We start from the raw sequence: 17,648 nt of genomic DNA, 5'->3' as shown, positions 1-17,648 counted from the left end.
GTAACCTTTTTAGGCTTAATTATTATAAGAATAATTATGTAAGAGCAAGCATTAGAAAATGAATGATGAGAGGATACATTAGAGTGATTTTTGATTGACGCGCTGCGACAGCTCCTCTGCGCTTTCTACCCGTTCAGAGTAACGGTCAATCAGATAGGCTGAGCGTCCACGGGTCAGCCAAGTGAATTTCACCAACTCCTCACAAACATCCACGAGACGCAAATATAAAGGAGACTTATCCATACGATCATCGTCGTTAAATTCCAAAAAAGCTTTAGGAATAGAGGACTGATTGGGTATGGTAATCATCCGCATCCAACGCCCAAGAATGCGCAATTGGTTAACCGTATTGAAGCTTTGACTGCCACCACTGACTTGCATCACTGCCAAAGTTTTGCCTTGGGTTGGACGCACACCACCTAATGACAATGGAATCCAGTCAATTTGTGCTTTCATAATACTGGTCATACTGCCATGACGTTCTGGGCTCACCCACAGCATACCTTCTGACCACTGCGCCAACTCTCGCAGCTCTTGTACTTTTGGATGATTGGCATCAGCAGCATCAGGCAATGGCAAACCCGTCGGATCAAAGGTTCGAACCTCACAACCATACCAACGCAATAGACGGCTCGCTTCTTCACTGGCCAGTTTAGAGAATGAGCGCTGGCGTAGAGAGCCGTATAGCACCAATATTTTAGGCGCATGGCGCGGGTCATTTGTTCCAATTAAAGGCTCAATATCGATAGATTGTATACTGTCTACATCAATATTGGGCAAATCACCCAAATCGACTACATCTAAATCTGCTGTTTTATTTGCCATGATAAATCACTTCCCCATCTTCTTTAGTAAAGCTGCTCACGGGATTGTCTAATAATTCAAATACGCGTTCTGAGGGGCGGCATAATGCCGCGCCCTTATTGGTGACCACGATAGGACGATTGATTAAAATGGGATGGTCAATCATCGCATCAATGATTTGATCGTCAGACAGTTCAGGATTGTGTAATCCTAACTCATCATTGACAGGTTCTTTGCTTCGTAACAGCTCTCTTGGTGAAAGGTTTATCTTTGCCAACAGCTCAACTAAATGATCGCGGCTTGGTGGGGTTTTAAGATATTCAATTACTTCTGGATTTTCGCCTGAGGCTTTCATGATGGCCAATGTATTGCGAGACGTACCGCATTTTGGATTGTGAAAAATTAGTGATGTCATAGTAATTTTACCTATATTTATGAATATGCTTAGGGTATGTCCTCAATCTTAAAAAAATTGACTAAATGAGCTAAAAATGAGGACACGCCCTAGTAATAAAGAGGTTTGTTAAATCAGTTATGGGCTTACTGATTATTTGAAAGACTGTCTGCATCAGTAGGTTTAGCACGCTCACATCCGCTCAGACTGTCCATAAGAGACGCACACAATTCTGGATGTCCCGCACAACAATCTTGCAATAGAAACTGAATAACCTCCTCCATATGTGACAGTGAGGCGCGATAAATTATCTGCCGACTGTGCCGTTGAGACACCACCCACCCGGCACGAGCCAGCACTGATAAATGTGCTGACATCGTATTGTGCGGCACAGACAGTTGACGAGCAATTTCACCTGCTGGCAGACCAACGGGCTCTTGGCTGACAAGCAACCTAAAGGCCTTGAGACGAGTATCTTGAGAGAGCGCAGCAAAGCTTGCGATAGCATTTATTATTTCCATATGTCCAATAATACAGACATATGGAAATAATTCAATATTTTTTTTAAAAATATTGAGATAAAATCACCCTATCTTTCATCAAAACTTAAAATCGCTGCAAAAACTGCAATAGGGTCTTGCAAGACCGTTAAAATCAGCATAGGCTAATCTATTTAATTTTTCTATTCATCCACACTTTTTATTAGGGAACATTATGCTGTCACATTGGGTACGAGCCATCTTGCAAGCCACCGTCTATGACGTGGCAATTCAAACACCACTTGAAGCGGCGCCCAAGCTGACCCAACGTTTTGCTAATGACATTCGTTTTAAACGCGAAGACTTGCAACCGGTCAAATCCTTTAAATTGCGTGGTGCCTATAATCGAATTAGTCAATTAAGTGATGAGCAAAAAGCACGCGGCGTCATTTGTGCATCAGCAGGTAATCACGCACAAGGGGTTGCTTACTCCGCCCGTAAACTTGCCCTAAACAATATCATCGTGATGCCGACCACCACCCCTGACATTAAAGTGGATGCGGTAAAGGCGCTTGGCGGCAATGTCGATTTGTATGGTGATAGCTTCGATGAAGCCAACCGTTATGCAATCAATCGCGCTGAAACAGAAGGTCTGACTTTTATCCCACCTTACGATGATGAATTGGTGATTGCCGGACAAGGTACCATTGGTCTTGAGCTCACTCAGCAATGGCGCAATATGGATTATGTGTTTGTCGCGGTTGGCGGTGGTGGTCTCATCTCAGGTGTCGCGGCATTCTTAGGTGAAGTTGCGCCGCATGTCAAAGTGATTGCGGTAGAAGCAGAGCAATCAGCTTCTCTTAAAGCGGCGCTTGAAGCCAATGAGCGCGTTAAGCTTGAGCAAGTTGGGCTGTTCGTCGATGGCGTGGCGGTTGCTCAAATCGGCGAACTGCCATTTGAAATTGTTCGTATGCAAAAGAGTGATAAGTCAGGTCCTTTAGTCGAGCCTGAAGTCGTGACTTGTACCAATGACGAAGTATGCGCGGCGGTTAAAGACATCTTTGAAGAAAATCGCAGTATCGTTGAGCCTGCGGGCGCGTTACCCGTTGCTGGTATGAAAAAATATATCGAAGCCCATAATCTGCAAGGTAAAAACTGCGTCGGTATTATTTGCGGTGCCAATATGAACTTTGACCGCCTACGTTATATCGCTGAGCGTACTGAAATTGGTGAGAAAAAAGAAGCCATCTTTGGTGTGACAATTCCTGAGCAGACAGGCGCTTTCTTAAATTTCTGCCGTAGCTTACATGGACGCAATATCACTGAGTTTAATTATCGCGCCGATAGCAAAAAATCACCTGACTCTATGGAACCTGCATCAATATTCGTCGGTATCGCACTAAAAGAAGGCGACAAAGAGCGTAAAACCATTCGCACCCAATTGGCAGCTGATGGCTACACGGCTCATGATCTGACCGATGATGATATTGCCAAATCACATATCCGCCATTTGATTGGTGGTCATGCGCATGTTGCAAACGAGCAATTATTAAGTGTGGTTTTCCCTGAACGTCCAGGGGCATTGCTGAAGTTTTTAGAAAAACTGGGTGATGACTTTAATATCACTTTGTTTCATTATCGCAATCATGGTGCCGCCGAAGGTCGCGTATTGGTCGGTTTGCAAGCGTCTGAAGGTAATTCTCGTCAATTACAAGACGCGTTACTCGATATCGGCTATGACTGCACCATGCTCAATGACAATATTGGCTATCAATTATTTTTGAAATAAAAATAGACTATCAATCCATCAATGGCTGTTTGTTAATCACTAAAAAGCCATTGATGAATGAACAGTGATTATGCATTGGTAGCTTTCATTAATTCATAGCGACCATGATGAGGTGGTAAACCGTGACTCAAAAGATATTGATCTTTATATTATTACTGGTTTTAGCACTTTTGGGTTATAAGATGCTGCAACCTGACAACACGACCAGTAACCCTATTGCTAACGTTGCGACTGATACTCCAGTTGACGCTGATTTTACCTCAACTGATCTGGATGATATACCGCCAACGTACGTCGACTCAGATGCAACGTCAACATCAGTCTCGGCAGTAAAACCAGTACTCACGTCGTCAGCATCAGCATCAAGCTTTACCTGTGATGGCAGAAAGCATTGCTCTCAGATGACGTCATGCGCAGAAGCCACTTACTTTGTACAACACTGCCCGAATACCAAAATGGATGGTAACAATGATGGTATCCCATGTGAGCAGCAGTGGTGTCGCTGATTTTATGTCAAATATAAACTGAGAACAGCATGCATATTCCTGATATTTTTTCCGCAGAAAACCTAGAAAACATCATTGGATTTATCGCAGCCAATCCCTTAGCGACCTTGATTACTCAAACCAAAGATGGCATTGAAGCCTGCCATATACCGCTCTTCTGGCATAACGATAACTTTATGCCTGATGCTAGTGTTGGTGTTGGTGTTGGTTCTGATATTAACTCTAATGCTCAGCACGGCTATCTTTACGGTCATTTCGGTCGTGAAAACCCTATTTATCAGAACACCTTACCAGATACTTCGTGGTTAATTATTTTTCAAGATTCTGGACATTATATCAGCCCCAACTGGTATCCTAGCAAAGCGAAAACCCATAAAGAAGTGCCCACTTGGAACTATCAAAGCGTCCATATTCAATCCAAAATTGAGCTGCTTGAAGACACCGATACGCTGAAATGGATATTAGCAACCATGACTGCGCAGCAAGAGGTGCTATCCGACCATCCTTGGTCATTAGATGAGGCACCTGCTACTTATATCGATGCTATGTGCCGAGGGATTATTGGCTTTAAGCTGCCCATCGATTCTATACAAGCCCAATTTAAATTAAGCCAAAATAAAACCGTAGAAAATATCACAGGTGTGATTAATGGTTTAGCGCAGTTAAAGACAAATGATGCGGCTGAAATGGCGATGAAAGTTGCCAATCAGAATAATGGCTAAGACGAGACTTTCGCTCTTCACCATAAGAATCTATTTTTAAACATTTTGATAGCGCAAGGCTCTTTCAATTTGCAAAAAAAGCACCATTAATATTATCTTACTTTATGGATATCTATGAGGTTTTGATGAGTAAACACAACAAAAACCACAATCAGCCTAACCATAGCCAACCTGATGTCGTGCGTATGCGCCTCGATAAGTGGTTGTGGGCAGCACGATTTTATCGGACACGTAATCTCGCCAAAGAAGCCATCGAAAGCGGACGGGTACATTATGCGGGTAGCCGCGTAAAGACCAGCAAAGAGATTATGGTTGGTGATGAACTACAGATTCGTCAAGGCTCAGCCACTGCTATGACTGAAAAGACCGTGGTCGTTGAAGCACTAACGGCGCAACGTGGTAATGCGCTCGCTGCTGAAATTTTGTATTCAGAAACTGAAGAAAGCGAAGAGCGCCGCGCTTATCATGCTGAGCAGCGCAAACTTGCCAATCTTGCACGGCCTGATAATAAACCCAACAAAAAAGAGCGCCGTGACCTTCAACGCTTTAAGCATAAACAAGAATAAGCTGGTCAAAGCACGACCTTAGATTATAAATAATATCATCGAAAATTCGTGAACAGATGACCGTATTGTTTAGCTTCTACTCTTGCCATTCAAGGCATTAACCGTTACGCTGACAGCCGATTTACTTAATTAATTGCATGCTAATAAAAGCCGCACTAACATGCCGGTCTCTTATAGCATGTTTTTTTGTTATACAAGGTCATATTATGCTGATGAAAACCTGTACTCCGTCTTCTGTATTATTGGTTTGTTTGGGAAATATTTGCCGATCGCCAACGGCTGAAGAAGTCTTTCGTCAGCAAGCAGCGATTGCTGGATTGTCAATCAAAGTAGATTCAGCAGGAACGAGTGACTCGCATATTGGTCATGCGCCCGACACTCGCTCGCAACGCCATGCAAAAGCGCATGGTTATAAAATCAATAAACTGGTCGCCCGCCAAGTCAGTGCCGATGACTTTCGTAATTTTGATTTAATTCTAGCAATGGATACACAGAATTTAGCTGATTTACAAGCCATCAAAGACAGCTTGATAGGGACAGAAGACAATTTGGCCAAGTTGGCTTTATTTAGTGAGGAAGATCCTACTTATGGCGGCGACGATGTGCCAGATCCTTATAAAGGCGATGGTGATGACTTTGAAGAAGTGATCGAGCGTATTGAGTCAAGCGCACAAGCGTGGATTGAAAGCTGGAAAGCTTGCTAACGATAAAGCTAACTTTCTGCCACCTTTTTATCTTTCATCCTTTATAATAAACACTGTGTAATCCATTATCTATCTGCCACATGGGCTATGTTATGACCTCAGTTTCACGCTTGGATTCTAGTACTCAATTTGCCATGACCACTGATTTGCCAGCGAGCTTATTGACCCGTGAATTAGTCGATTTGTCACATGGTAATACCATGGCCTTAGCCTGTGTCGCGGATACTGTCGTGACACTGACGGCTGAAGCACAGCTTGACGATTTTATGGCAAATTATACAAAAGACATAGCGCAAAACAAGCCATTATTTGTATTGTCTGGCGGCAGTAATGTGTTATTACCAGCGCATCTGAATGCTATCGTATTGCAGCCCCAAATGCGCGGTATCAGCCTCATCGCTCAGACAGATAGCCACGTCGATATCGCAGTAATGGCAGGCGAAAACTGGCATGACTTGGTGGTATATACGGTCAGTCAAGGTTGGTATGGGCTAGAAAATCTGGCACTAATCCCAGGGCTAACTGGTGCGGCACCCGTACAAAATATCGGTGCTTATGGTGTCCAACTAGAAGACTGCTTACAGTATGTACGAGCCTATCACTTACCCACTCAAACTTGGCATCATCTCACAGCCGCCGACTGCGAGTTTGGCTATCGTGACAGCATTTTTAAACGTGCGCCTAATACTTGGTTAATCAGCTGTGTTGGATTCAGATTACATACCGATGCAACCAAAATCCTAGCCAGCTATGGTGATGTGCAAACCGTTGCGCAACGATATGCCGAGCAAGACGATCGTACGCAGCCAGTGCCTGCGGATATCATGCAAGCGATTATCGATATTCGTCAACAAAAACTCCCTAATCCCAAGCAGCTGCCAAATTGTGGTAGCTTTTTTCAAAACCCCATTATTCCTCAATCGCACTTTATTGCTTTACAATCGACCTACCCTACTATCGTCGGCTACGCTATGCCTGATGCCATGATAAAGGTTGCGGCAGGCTGGTTGATTGAACAGACAGGCTTGAAAGGTGGTGGTATTGCACCGATTGTCACCCATCAGCAGCAAGCCTTGGTGCTGACCAATCATGCCCCTTATCACGCCACTCAAAACAATGTAGCAGATGCCCAACGACATATCGTCAATACGGTTTATGAAAAATTTGCGATTCAGTTAGCGCGTGAGCCAGTTTGGGTAAATACTGACGGCTCTATTGGGTATGATGAGCATGTGGTCTAAGCGGCTATTATCTAAGCGACTATGGCGTTATTACCTGCGTTCAGCTGAGCGTATGATAAAGCTATTTCGTATTATTAATATTACCTTTTTACTTGGTTCAACGACTGTTATTTTAGTACTCATCAGCCTATTCACGCCGCTGTTCTCCCAAGCTATTGTTTATCTATTTACGCTTTTGCCATTGCCCAGCCTACCCTCTGCTGCCTTGAGTTCACCGCCTACCGCTTATGTGGTTTTAGGCGGCGGACTAACCAATGATCATGACAATCAAATTATTCTTAATAGCTACAGCCTCAACCGCGCCCGTACCGCTGCCAGCGCTTATCACGACTTACCCTTACCTATTGTACTAAGCGGTGCTGAAGCGCCGTGGCTTGGTCAATGGCTCATTGAGCATGGTATTGATGGGCTGATAAGCGAAAATGCCAGTATGAATACCTGCGAAAATGCGCGTTTTACCGCCAAACGTATTCCACTGCGTCATGTGTATCTCATTACTGACAGCTACCATATGGCACGTGCTCGTAGACAGTTTGCCTTAAACGGTATCAATAGCACACCACTTAGCGCCCCTTTACCAGTGAGCCGTGACTGGATGAAACCTGCGCAAAACTTAAGTCATTCTCGACGCGCTGTTTATGAAGTTGCCGCTTATTTACGCGATGTGATACGTCCTCAAATGAATTGTCGTCATGCCAACGACGTGACCTCACAGCAGCTGTTAACCCCTAGAGGTAACGCAGCAAAAAAACCTGACGAATAAAGTTAAATACAAGCAGGTAGCCAGTTCAATATCTTTTGAGAACTCACCCTAATCACTACCGGTCATCCACTATACTTGTGATGAGTGTATAATAATAAAAGAAAATGCTATTTAAGAGAGTTACCATGCTCAGTATATTTTTGTTAATTCCATTAAGTCTCATGCTGTTTGTGGTTGCCATTTGGGCGGTACGCTATGCGGTCAAATCAAATCAGTTTGAAGATCTGGACAATGCATCACAGCGCATCATATTGGATGATCGCCAAGAGCGACGGCAGACCATACAGGCTCATGATTACTCAGCGCCTATTTCGCAGAATGACGATACCACAGTGACTGATATAGTCGCTGATGATAAGGTGAGCCATCCTGATATAGAGTCAATTGATCATGCTGACCTTGATAAACAGCCAAAAATCTAGCATTGAGCCACTTTATCTATAGTAGAAGCTATTGAAAGTGTGAATATATGGCAACCGAGCGCAAATAGTACGACTTAGTACATTGAACGAGGTGGATGCCATAACCACTTATCAAGGCTTGTACTATCTGCGCAGCCTACTGTTAAGTGTTGGTTAAATGCCGATTTTATGTGTAGGTTTGCTTTTCGTTTTTTAGGAGAATCGCCCCATGACCACCGCTTTACTTATTGCGGCACTACTGATGGGCTTTTTTGGTTCACCGCATTGCTTAGGCATGTGTGGCGGTCTGGTGACAGCATTTGGGCTATCGATGAAAGACGTCAGCCCGACCAAACGCCGTGCTCTTGTGGCAACTTACCATTTAGGTCGTTTGACCAGTTACGCATTTTTGGGTTTGATGGCAGGACTGATTGGCACCACTGTACTAGAGCCCTTAATGAAAGGTAATAGTACGCCACGTATCTTGCTAGGCTTGGTGTTAGTATTCGTCGGCGTGACCATGCTTGGCGCACCATTTTTAAAAAATCTTGAGCGTTTTGGTATGCGATTTTGGCAATATCTCAGCCCACTTCGTCAAAAAGTATTTCCACTCAATACCTTTCCGCGAGCATTAACGGCTGGACTGCTTTGGGGATTTTTGCCTTGTGGATTGGTTTATGGTGCATTATTGATTGCAGTGGTCGCTCACAATCCACTAAGCGGTGCCGCACTCATGTTTGTGTTTGGCTTAGGAACCGTACCGATGCTAGTCGCCACGCACGAAACCGTTGGCTGGTTACGTGACAAGATTGGACGTTTTCGCTTGAGACAGCTTAATGGCGCTGTCATGGTATTATCTGGCTTAGCCGTTGTGTTTGTCCCTATAGCAATGTCTAGCATGCATGGGGGGCATGATATGTCCAATATGCAAGGCGATCATATGCAAATGAGCGATTCAGAAATGACGGATATGCCGATGGATACAAATATGGATCACAGCAGCCATCATATGATGCCAACTGATAACAGCACAACCCCCCAAGGTATGGATCATAGTATGCATGATATGAGTGATGGCGCGATCAACATGAACCACGATGAACATTCTGAAATGATGGAACAAGCTCAATAGAATCATCGATAATAGATATTGTTAAAATATAAAATCATTTAACATCAAAATCCACCATATAAAAAAGCCCTCAACATCAATCATGACGTTGAGGGCTTTTATGATTCCGACAGCTGTACACTATATAGTCAAAGTATTTTTAAATCACTACAGTGCTGCTGGGATAAAATTTTCGCAGCCTCTGTGAATACAGCAAGCAAGTAAAATTTGTACCAGTAGCACCATAATACAATCGTATCGGTTTTATTTTTCTTTGACTATAGTAGAACTGACGGCTTATAAATCACTACTCTTGCCACTGCTCAAGGGTAAACTTAGTATCTAAATGCTTCTCTAGCGCGGGTATATTAAAAGCATCATCTTCACTCACAAAACTAATGCTGATGCCTGTTTGTCCAGCACGACCCGTACGACCAATACGATGCACGTAATCATCTGGCTGATCAGGCAAGGTATAATTAACCACGTGGCTAACATCATCGACATGGATACCGCGTCCTGCGACATCAGTTGCCACCAAGATAGAAGCATGACCATCTTTAAAACGCTGTAAATACTTTTCGCGTTTTTGTTGAATGACATCGCCTGACAACATCACAATTTTATGTGCTTGACGCAGCTTATGATAGAGACGCTTGACTTGGTCTTTACGATTGGCAAAGACAATCACTTTATCCACTGCCGTATCACTGATGATACGCTGCAACGCTTCTAATTTTTGATCTTCTGTCAGTAAGTAAAAGTGCTGATCGACTAACTCACTGGTTTTATGTTCTGGCTCGATTTCAACAAACTGCGGCTCATGCAACCAGCGATAGGCTAAATTCATCACATCTTGGTTAAAGGTGGCAGAAAACAGTAAGCTTTGACGGTCTGTATTGGCTGGCATCCGACCGACCAAACGCTTGATGTCAGGGATAAAACCCATATCTAGCATGCGATCTGCTTCATCTAACACCAGTACTTCCACTCGATCTAAATAAACCATGCCCTTATTGGCAAGATCAATCAGACGACCAGGTGTCGCTACTAAAATATCGACATATTGACGCTCAAGCTCATGCTGCTGAGTCTCATAATTGGTGCCACCCATAATACAAACGCTGTGTAGCGAAGTATATTTGGTTAGAGCGATACAATCATCAAATATTTGCTGAGCAAGCTCGCGAGTGGGTGCCATAACAACGGCGCGCGGCTCACCCAAATAACGCTCTTCATCACTGGTAAAAGGACGTTTAAGCAAGGCTTCCATAATAGTCAATAGAAAGGTTGCCGTCTTGCCAGTACCCGTCTGCGCCTGTCCAATAGCATCTTGATTTGCCAAGGTATGCGGTAATATTTGTGCTTGAATGGGCGTCAATGCCGTAAAACCTAGATCGCTTACGGCACGTAAGGTCGGTGCTGAAAGTGGCAAATCAGTAAACGTGGTAAAATTACTCAAAAAAAATATCCTTTTAAATTAATCACTTGTTCATTACTAATAATAAGTAGACTCATGATAACCCGTTATATTGCTATCTAAATTAAGCAGCAACAACAATATGAAATCTATATATAGCTGACTGAGATACGGGCATAAAAAAAGCCAAGCCTAACGCCTAATCCCACCAAACATGCTGATTTTGACTCAACATGGGTAAGATAAAACGGGCTTGACTCAGTAGTATATCAGTAGTGTCTACAGACATTATAGCTAAACCGCTCTAATGACTGGATAGATTACTCTTCTACTTTTCTGACTTCTTCAGCTTGAAGACCTTTATCACCTTCTACCACACTGAATTCGACCTTTTCGCCATCTTTTAAAGAACGATAGCCATCACCTTGAATCGCGCGGAAATGGACAAAAATATCTTCTCCGCTGTCACGTTGAATGAAGCCAAAGCCTTTTGAGTCATTAAACCACTTAACGATACCTTGCTCACGAGCTGACATAATATTGCTTCCTAAAAAAGTCCGCTTAGCCCCAAATTCCTTTGCAACATTGCATATAAACGGGATCTAAGATGATGAAATCAAAAACTTAAGAGTACTATCCTTACTACTATCACCTACATACCGCATCTATAGCAAATAACGGTATGTAGCAACACAGTGAGTATTTACAAACTTAACGACTGCCTTACTGATTGCTCTACTTCGGCAGTAGCAACAAACTTGCAATAATTATTGCATAAAAAATATCATAGCACGGGTTTTTAGCAACATAAAGACATTTAACATGATTTTTTACCTTTAGCTTTATTTTTCCTGTAATTTTTTTATAACCTCGCCATCAAGCTGTTATCATAAAGAGAAAGCTTTGATTAAACTGTGCAATTTTACGCTTATGCCATTTTATGCTTATATAGTATCTAAACCTTATAACAAATAATAAATCCTCAACCTCGTTTCATCGTTATAGAGACCATTATGACCTCTCCTTCTCAGTCTATACCAACCGTCACGCCTTCGAAGCAAAATGCCGATAAAACACTCACTCATAAGTTATTGCTGGTTAATGGGGTCAATTTGAATTTATTGGGTAAGCGCGAACCTGAGATTTATGGTCATACGACACTAGCAGATATCGAGGAACGTCTGATCGCACGTGCAGCTCAGTACGGTATTGAATTGATATGTATACAATCCAATCATGAAGGTAAACTGATAGATGACATCCAATATCATGGACTTTTAGCGGATACCGCCCTGCAAGTAGATGCCATTATCATTAACCCCGCCGCCTTTACTCATACCTCGGTTGCGTTACGTGATGCGCTCTTGGCCACACAAAAACCGTTTATAGAGGTACACTTATCCAATGTGCATGCGCGCGAACCTTTTCGCCATCATTCCTATCTAAGCGACGTCGCTGTTGGTGTTATTTGTGGTTTGGGGCATCTGGGTTATCAAATGGCATTGTCCTACTGGCTTGATAGCCTCTACTCTGTCACAATCAGCGACTAATGGTTAATTCTGATAACCGAAAACCGAAAACCGAAAACCGAAAACCGAAAACCATGAATGGTATAACTATGCTTTATCAATAGCACACGAGTTAAACAGCAATTGTTTGACTAAAATACTAAAATTATGGCTGAGCAAACAACCCACTATATGGTGATATGAATGGCAAAATCGTCTGGAAAGCGCTTTATGAAATTGGCTGGCATGACAGCAAGCATTGCCGGCAAAGCAGCTAAAAACTCATTTAAGCACCTCTCAAGTGACGAAGAAAAACGTTTGCAAGCACGCTCAGAGCTGATGCAAGATGTGGGCATTCAGATAGCCGAAACGTTGGGTGAAATGAAAGGCGCGGTGATGAAGGTCGGACAAATTGCCTCGCAATATAAAGATGTGTTCCCACCAGAAGTGGCGACAGCGTTAGAAAAGCTGCAAAAAGATGCGCCGCCCATGCCCTATGCACAGATACGTGCACAAATTGAGCGCGAGCTTAAAGCGCCTGTTGCAGAATTATTTAGCGAATTTGAAGAAACACCGTTTGCGGCGGCTTCCATCGGTCAAGTGCATAAAGCCGTTTTGCCATCTGGTCAAAAAGTGGTGGTTAAAGTTCAATATCCTGATGTCGATGAAAACTGTGACAGTGACCTCAAACAAGTACGCATGGCACTAAAAATCGCGGGTGTGCTCAATATGAGCAAACAATTGCAAGAGCAACTGTTCAACGAGATTCGCCAAAGTTTACATGATGAATTGGACTATATTAAAGAAGCGCATAACTTACGAGTGTTTGGCGCATTTCATGCAGAAGACAAAGGTCTTATTATTCCTAAAGTCATTAGCAGCCACTCTTCTAAACGGATTTTAACCCTAACAGAAGAGATGGGAGAAACCCTAACGGTCGCGGCGACTTGGGATAATGACATCAAACAAGACATAGCCAAGCGCCTGTTCCACTTTACCGCAGGACAACTATTTGGCTTATACCGTATGCACTGTGACCCACATCCCGGCAACTTTGCCTTTCGCAAAGATGGCAGTGTGGTGGCTTATGATTTTGGCGGCATTCGTAGCTATAGTGACAGCGAAGTTCAATTGTTCCGCCGTTTTGCCAGGCATGCCATTAAAGGAGATGTGACTGCCCTTGAGCAGGATCTCATCGCTCTTGATATTCGCCGTGATGACGATAAAAATATCCCCGGAGAGTTTTATGAGAAATGGCTATCCATTGGGCTAAAGCCTCTGTCTATTCAACCTTATCAACAAGGCGCTTTTGATTTTGGTCAAAGTCAGGTTCATCACGAAGTCATTGCTCAAATGCGGACGTCGTTGAAGTACTTTGGTCAATTCCAACCTTCTGCAACCACCATGATGCTAGATCGCACGGTATCAGGACAATACTGGAACTTGGTCAACCTCGGTGTTGAGATTGACTTATCACCGCTCGTTAGTGAATACATTGATGTATAACGATATAAAATATAAATATTTACGAAAGCAGACAACGCACAAACACGGCTAAATATGCAAAGCGTGTCCACAACGATCACAGAATTCTGCTGCAATGGCATGACCGAACTTGCCACAATTAGGACAGGTGACGGGATTGAGTTGCGGACGCATATTACGTGCCAGCTCAGAAGTAAAAATCCCCGTTGGCACTGCAATGATCGAATAACCCGTAATCATGACCATGCTCGCAATCGCTTGACCTAGCGGTGTTTTGGGTGACATATCACCGTAACCGACCGTGGTCATGGTGACGACTGCCCAGTAGATAGACAGCGGAATACTGGTAAAGCCATTTTCAGGGCCTTCTACCACGTAAATAATCGAGCCGAAAATCGTGACCAATAATACCAGCGACAAAAAGAATACCGTGATTTTTTGCTGACTGGTTTTAAGCGCCGAGGCCAAAAATCCCGCTTGTTGCATATAAGCTTTGAGCTTGAGTACGCGAAACACACGTAAAATACGCAAAACCCGTATCACTAATAGATACTGTACCCCCACAAACATAAGGCTTAGGTAACTTGGTAGCACAGACAATAAATCGACTACCCCAAAAAAACTAAAGACGTAACGCACGCGGTTTGGTGCTGAAAACAACCTGAGCGCATACTCTATCGTGAATAAAATGGTAAAAAACCATTCAGCATAGAAGAATATAGTGCCATATTGCAGGCGCATGTATAGCACACTGTCAAGCATGACCACAGCCACACTGGTCAAAATCGCAATCAATAATACAATATCAAAAAGTTTACCCAAACGGGTATCTGTGCCTTCAATAATAATATGAATGCGGTTACGCAGGTGGGTAATGGCTTCAGCCGTCGGTTGCTTCATATAGTCAGTAGTATCGAGTCAGTAGCGATATAAAATTAATGGATTGATGGCAACCAATGATTTAAAATACGCTGGATAAGGCCAAGTTAGTCAAAATAGATAAAATTGGTTTATAATATTGCTCACAGGTCACATGTGAATACAATCACTAAGTTGCCACAGTGTAGCAAAAAAGCACTCTCAACAAAATACAAATCGTTAACGTGTGGGTAGCTCTGTTACTTCAAAGAGATAGTGAAAGCTATATCATAGAAACAGGTAATCTGAGGTGTGTCATCATGCAGATTGAAAAATCTTAAAATGTATAAATACGCTCATTCATGACACACTCATAGTAAAAGATTGTTATTAAAACTTGTTTTAAGCACAATAAATAATACGCAAAACTTAAGGATGTTATATGGCAGGCCATTCAAAATGGGCAAATATTAAACACCGTAAAGCCCGTCAGGATGCGGTAAAAGGTAAAGTATTCACTAAAATTATTCGTGAAATTGTCTCTGCTGCCAAGCAAGGTGATCCTGACCCTAACAAGAATCCGCGCCTACGTGCTGTCATTGAAAAAGCCCTGTCTGTCAATATGACACGAGATACCATCAACCGTGCAGTAGCTCGTGGTACAGGCGGTGATGACAATGACAATATGGACGAAGTAAGCTATGAAGGCTATGGCATCGGCGGCGTTGCAGTACTTGTCGAAACCTTGACTGACAATCTTAACCGAACAGTCAGTGAAGTACGCCACGCCTTTACCAAAAATGAAGGCAATCTAGGTACTACTGGCTCGGTCGCTTATCTATTTAATAAGCGCGGTGAAATCATCTTTAATGATACAAGCCTAGAAGATGAAGTCATGCTAGTGGCATTAGATGCAGGTGCGCTTGATATCGAGAATGATGGTGACAGCTTGCTCGTCATCACTGAATGGGAAAATTTCGGTCATGTTAAAGATGCGCTTAATGCTGCAGGTTTGGTCTCCGACAATGCTGAAGTGACCATGGCACCGTCTACCAGTGCTGAAATAGACAATGTCGATGATGCACTAAAAGTCATGAAAATGATTGATATGTTAGAAGATATCGATGATGTGCAAGAGGTTTATAGCAATGTGAACTTCTCAGATGCGGTAATGGCGCAACTTGAGCAATAGTTTTATCCAGCAACCCTTTATGTCTCACACATCAAAAAGCCAAACGTTTTAAATGTTTGGCCTTTTTTTGTTTAGCAATATGTGACGAATGCTTCGCTCCTACTAGGTTTTGCAAGTGACACCTTCGAGCGCTAGCAAGTATGTTTTCTTATCTAGTCCACCTGTATAGCCACCAAGCTTACCATCGCTAGCAATGACTCGATGACACGGAACAATAATGCTAAAAGGGTTTTTACTATTAGCATTAGCAACCGCGCGAAACCCTTTGGGACTAGCGACATTTTGTGCCAGTGTCGCATAGCTTATTGTTTCGCCATAGCCAATATCTTGTAACGCTTGCCAAACTCGTTGCTGAAACTTGGTTCCTAAGCTTATATCTAATGGCAAATTGAATGCCTGACGATCACCTTTAAAATACGATTTTAATTGCGCTATAGTCTCTATGAGTAGCGCTTGGGCAGGCTCATTTTCGCTTAGGCTGTCCTCATTGATAAACGTAAAGCTCTGATCGACAAGCCCATAATGCTTCTTAAGTTTGGGAATAGATTTTGAGCTATGCCAAGAGTCACCTGCTATCAGCCAATTGACTTCTACCAGCTTAGGACGACTATGCTCATTGACACTCGCAATTAACGTTAGCTGGTGTGCGCCAAAAGCGGCTGTGGTGACTATCATGATGCTTCCTTTCAAATGATGATATTTTCAAAAATCGTTCATCGACTAAAATGATCTATTAAAATGACCTATCGAGCGCTACTCTTTATCATCGGTCTCAAATAAGGCGGCGACAAATTGTTTTGGACTAAAGGCACGTAAATCATCAATCGACTCACCAACACCAATATAGCGAATCGGCACATCCGTCGTTTCAGCAATATTAAAGACCACGCCACCTTTTGCAGTGCCATCTAGTTTGGTAATGGTAATACCGGTTAATGGTACGATTTTGTTAAAGAGTTCTACTTGATTAATCGCATTTTGACCCGTGCCAGCATCGAGGACAATCATGCCTTCGTGCGGTGCGCTTGGATCAGCTTTACGCATGACGCGTACCACTTTTTCAAGCTCTGCCATCAGGTGGGTTTTATTCTGCAAGCGTCCAGCAGTATCAGCGATTAATACATCGATATTTTTTGCTTTGGCAGACTGCATGGCATCAAAGATAACAGAGGCACTATCAGAGCCGTGACCTTGAGCGACGACTGGAATGTTATTACGCTCACCCCAAATTTGTAGCTGTTCAGTAGCAGCGGCACGGAAGGTATCGCCAGCAGCCAGCATAACGGATTTACCTTCGCCTTGTAGACGCTTGGCAAGTTTACCAATCGTCGTGGTTTTACCGACACCGTTGACACCCACAACTAAAATCACAAAAGGTTTTTTGCTGGTATCAATAATGAGTGGTGCGACTTTTGGCGTTAAAATATCAACCAATTCAGTTTGCAACGCTTTATATAATGAATGTGCATAAATTAAATCACCACGATCTGTCTGCTCGGTCAGACTTTTGATAATACGATTGGTCGCGTTGACACCGATATCGGCCACCAATAACTGATCTTCGACTTCTTCCAATAGCTCATCATCAATCTCTTTGCCACCGATCAAAATACTGACCATACCTTCGGCAAGATTTTTACGCGACTTACTTAGCCCCGTTTTCATGCGGTTAAACCAGCTGCCTTTTTTCTTGTTTTCTTGCAGC

General features: G+C 43.0%; 19 protein-coding genes and 1 pseudogene. 12 read left to right on the top strand and 8 right to left on the bottom strand.

Features of this window, described 5'->3' with window-relative positions:
- Positions 1-78: 78 nt before the first annotated feature.
- The 3 genes from arsH to ACT3S4_RS05695 form a co-directional block, all read right to left on the bottom strand.
- Positions 79-825 carry an arsenical resistance protein ArsH gene (gene arsH, locus ACT3S4_RS05705; RefSeq protein ID WP_201560229.1) on the bottom strand — a complete coding sequence of 249 codons (747 nt, stop codon included), beginning with the start codon at positions 823-825 and terminating at the stop codon, positions 79-81.
- Entirely contained in the window at positions 815-1,219 is a 405-nt protein-coding gene (arsC, locus tag ACT3S4_RS05700; RefSeq protein ID WP_201560228.1) for an arsenate reductase (glutaredoxin), read from the bottom strand. Before arsC ends, arsH begins: the two co-directional genes overlap by 11 nt.
- Before the next feature lie 125 nt (positions 1,220-1,344).
- The gene (locus tag ACT3S4_RS05695; RefSeq protein ID WP_201560227.1) at positions 1,345-1,719 is read right to left on the bottom strand and encodes an ArsR/SmtB family transcription factor; all 375 of its coding nucleotides are present in this window, start codon (positions 1,717-1,719) and stop codon (positions 1,345-1,347) included.
- A 193-nt stretch (positions 1,720-1,912) separates the two neighbouring features.
- Between ACT3S4_RS05695 and ilvA the strand changes: the two genes are divergently transcribed.
- The 9 genes and pseudogenes from ilvA to ACT3S4_RS05650 all read left to right on the top strand — a co-directional run bounded on the left by ilvA (position 1,913) and on the right by ACT3S4_RS05650 (position 9,501).
- Positions 1,913-3,466: a threonine ammonia-lyase, biosynthetic gene (gene ilvA, locus ACT3S4_RS05690; protein WP_060491167.1), complete on the top strand. Its 1,554-nt coding sequence runs from the start codon at positions 1,913-1,915 to the stop codon at positions 3,464-3,466.
- Positions 3,467-3,813: 347 nt separating this feature from the next.
- Positions 3,814-3,972: pseudogene (locus tag ACT3S4_RS05685) on the top strand (excalibur calcium-binding domain-containing protein); the annotation flags it as partial.
- Between the two features lie 29 nt (positions 3,973-4,001).
- Positions 4,002-4,694 carry an FMN-binding negative transcriptional regulator gene (locus tag ACT3S4_RS05680; RefSeq protein ID WP_201560226.1) on the top strand — a complete coding sequence of 231 codons (693 nt, stop codon included), beginning with the start codon at positions 4,002-4,004 and terminating at the stop codon, positions 4,692-4,694.
- A 125-nt stretch (positions 4,695-4,819) separates the two neighbouring features.
- On the top strand, positions 4,820-5,260 hold the full coding sequence (locus ACT3S4_RS05675; RefSeq protein ID WP_201560225.1) for an RNA-binding S4 domain-containing protein: 441 nt from the start codon (positions 4,820-4,822) through the stop codon (positions 5,258-5,260).
- Between the two features lie 206 nt (positions 5,261-5,466).
- A complete protein-coding gene (locus ACT3S4_RS05670) occupies positions 5,467-5,964 on the top strand; it encodes a low molecular weight protein-tyrosine-phosphatase (protein ID WP_201560224.1) in 498 nt (165 codons plus the stop codon).
- A 134-nt stretch (positions 5,965-6,098) separates the two neighbouring features.
- On the top strand, positions 6,099-7,205 hold the full coding sequence (murB, locus tag ACT3S4_RS05665) for a UDP-N-acetylmuramate dehydrogenase (protein WP_201560288.1): 1,107 nt from the start codon (positions 6,099-6,101) through the stop codon (positions 7,203-7,205).
- Positions 7,195-7,968 carry a YdcF family protein gene (locus ACT3S4_RS05660; protein WP_201539677.1) on the top strand — a complete coding sequence of 258 codons (774 nt, stop codon included), beginning with the start codon at positions 7,195-7,197 and terminating at the stop codon, positions 7,966-7,968. The genes murB and ACT3S4_RS05660 overlap by 11 nt, the downstream gene beginning before the upstream one ends.
- A 125-nt stretch (positions 7,969-8,093) precedes the next feature.
- A complete protein-coding gene (ccoS, locus tag ACT3S4_RS05655; RefSeq protein ID WP_087815953.1) occupies positions 8,094-8,390 on the top strand; it encodes a cbb3-type cytochrome oxidase assembly protein CcoS in 297 nt (98 codons plus the stop codon).
- 208 nt (positions 8,391-8,598) lie between these two features.
- Complete coding sequence (locus ACT3S4_RS05650; protein WP_444760659.1) at positions 8,599-9,501, top strand: sulfite exporter TauE/SafE family protein; 903 nt, start codon at positions 8,599-8,601, stop codon at positions 9,499-9,501.
- 286 nt (positions 9,502-9,787) lie between these two features.
- Here the strand turns inward: ACT3S4_RS05650 and ACT3S4_RS05645 are convergent, their stop codons facing one another.
- Both ACT3S4_RS05645 and ACT3S4_RS05640 read right to left on the bottom strand, forming a co-directional pair.
- A complete protein-coding gene (locus ACT3S4_RS05645; RefSeq protein ID WP_314886446.1) occupies positions 9,788-10,942 on the bottom strand; it encodes a DEAD/DEAH box helicase in 1,155 nt (384 codons plus the stop codon).
- Positions 10,943-11,220: 278 nt separating this feature from the next.
- A complete protein-coding gene (locus tag ACT3S4_RS05640) occupies positions 11,221-11,436 on the bottom strand; it encodes a cold-shock protein (protein WP_011513806.1) in 216 nt (71 codons plus the stop codon).
- Between the two features lie 477 nt (positions 11,437-11,913).
- Here ACT3S4_RS05640 and aroQ point away from each other — a divergent pair, with 477 nt between their 5' ends.
- The gene (gene aroQ / locus ACT3S4_RS05635; protein ID WP_314886443.1) at positions 11,914-12,450 is read left to right on the top strand and encodes a type II 3-dehydroquinate dehydratase; all 537 of its coding nucleotides are present in this window, start codon (positions 11,914-11,916) and stop codon (positions 12,448-12,450) included.
- A gap of 162 nt (positions 12,451-12,612) precedes the next feature.
- Entirely contained in the window at positions 12,613-13,914 is a 1,302-nt protein-coding gene (locus ACT3S4_RS05630; RefSeq protein WP_314885083.1) for an ABC1 kinase family protein, read from the top strand.
- Between the two features lie 48 nt (positions 13,915-13,962).
- Here the strand turns inward: ACT3S4_RS05630 and ACT3S4_RS05625 are convergent, their stop codons facing one another.
- On the bottom strand, positions 13,963-14,793 hold the full coding sequence (locus tag ACT3S4_RS05625; RefSeq protein WP_045446426.1) for an ion transporter: 831 nt from the start codon (positions 14,791-14,793) through the stop codon (positions 13,963-13,965).
- Positions 14,794-15,193: 400 nt separating this feature from the next.
- Between ACT3S4_RS05625 and ACT3S4_RS05620 the strand changes: the two genes are divergently transcribed.
- Positions 15,194-15,943 carry a YebC/PmpR family DNA-binding transcriptional regulator gene (locus ACT3S4_RS05620; protein WP_443548434.1) on the top strand — a complete coding sequence of 250 codons (750 nt, stop codon included), beginning with the start codon at positions 15,194-15,196 and terminating at the stop codon, positions 15,941-15,943.
- Positions 15,944-16,045: 102 nt separating this feature from the next.
- Here the strand turns inward: ACT3S4_RS05620 and ACT3S4_RS05615 are convergent, their stop codons facing one another.
- Together ACT3S4_RS05615 and ftsY are read right to left on the bottom strand one after the other, a co-directional pair.
- Complete coding sequence (locus ACT3S4_RS05615; RefSeq protein ID WP_443518380.1) at positions 16,046-16,618, bottom strand: methylated-DNA--[protein]-cysteine S-methyltransferase; 573 nt, start codon at positions 16,616-16,618, stop codon at positions 16,046-16,048.
- Between the two features lie 78 nt (positions 16,619-16,696).
- Positions 16,697-17,608, bottom strand: coding sequence for a signal recognition particle-docking protein FtsY (gene ftsY / locus ACT3S4_RS05610; protein ID WP_443518466.1), 912 nt, complete (start codon positions 17,606-17,608; stop codon positions 16,697-16,699).
- Positions 17,609-17,648: the final 40 nt, after the last annotated feature.

The sequence above is a fragment of the Psychrobacter sp. AOP30-A2-5 genome (genome assembly GCF_052378115.1).
Lineage (GTDB): Bacteria > Pseudomonadota > Gammaproteobacteria > Pseudomonadales > Moraxellaceae > Psychrobacter.
This window is presented reverse-complemented; position numbering and strand designations above follow the sequence as displayed.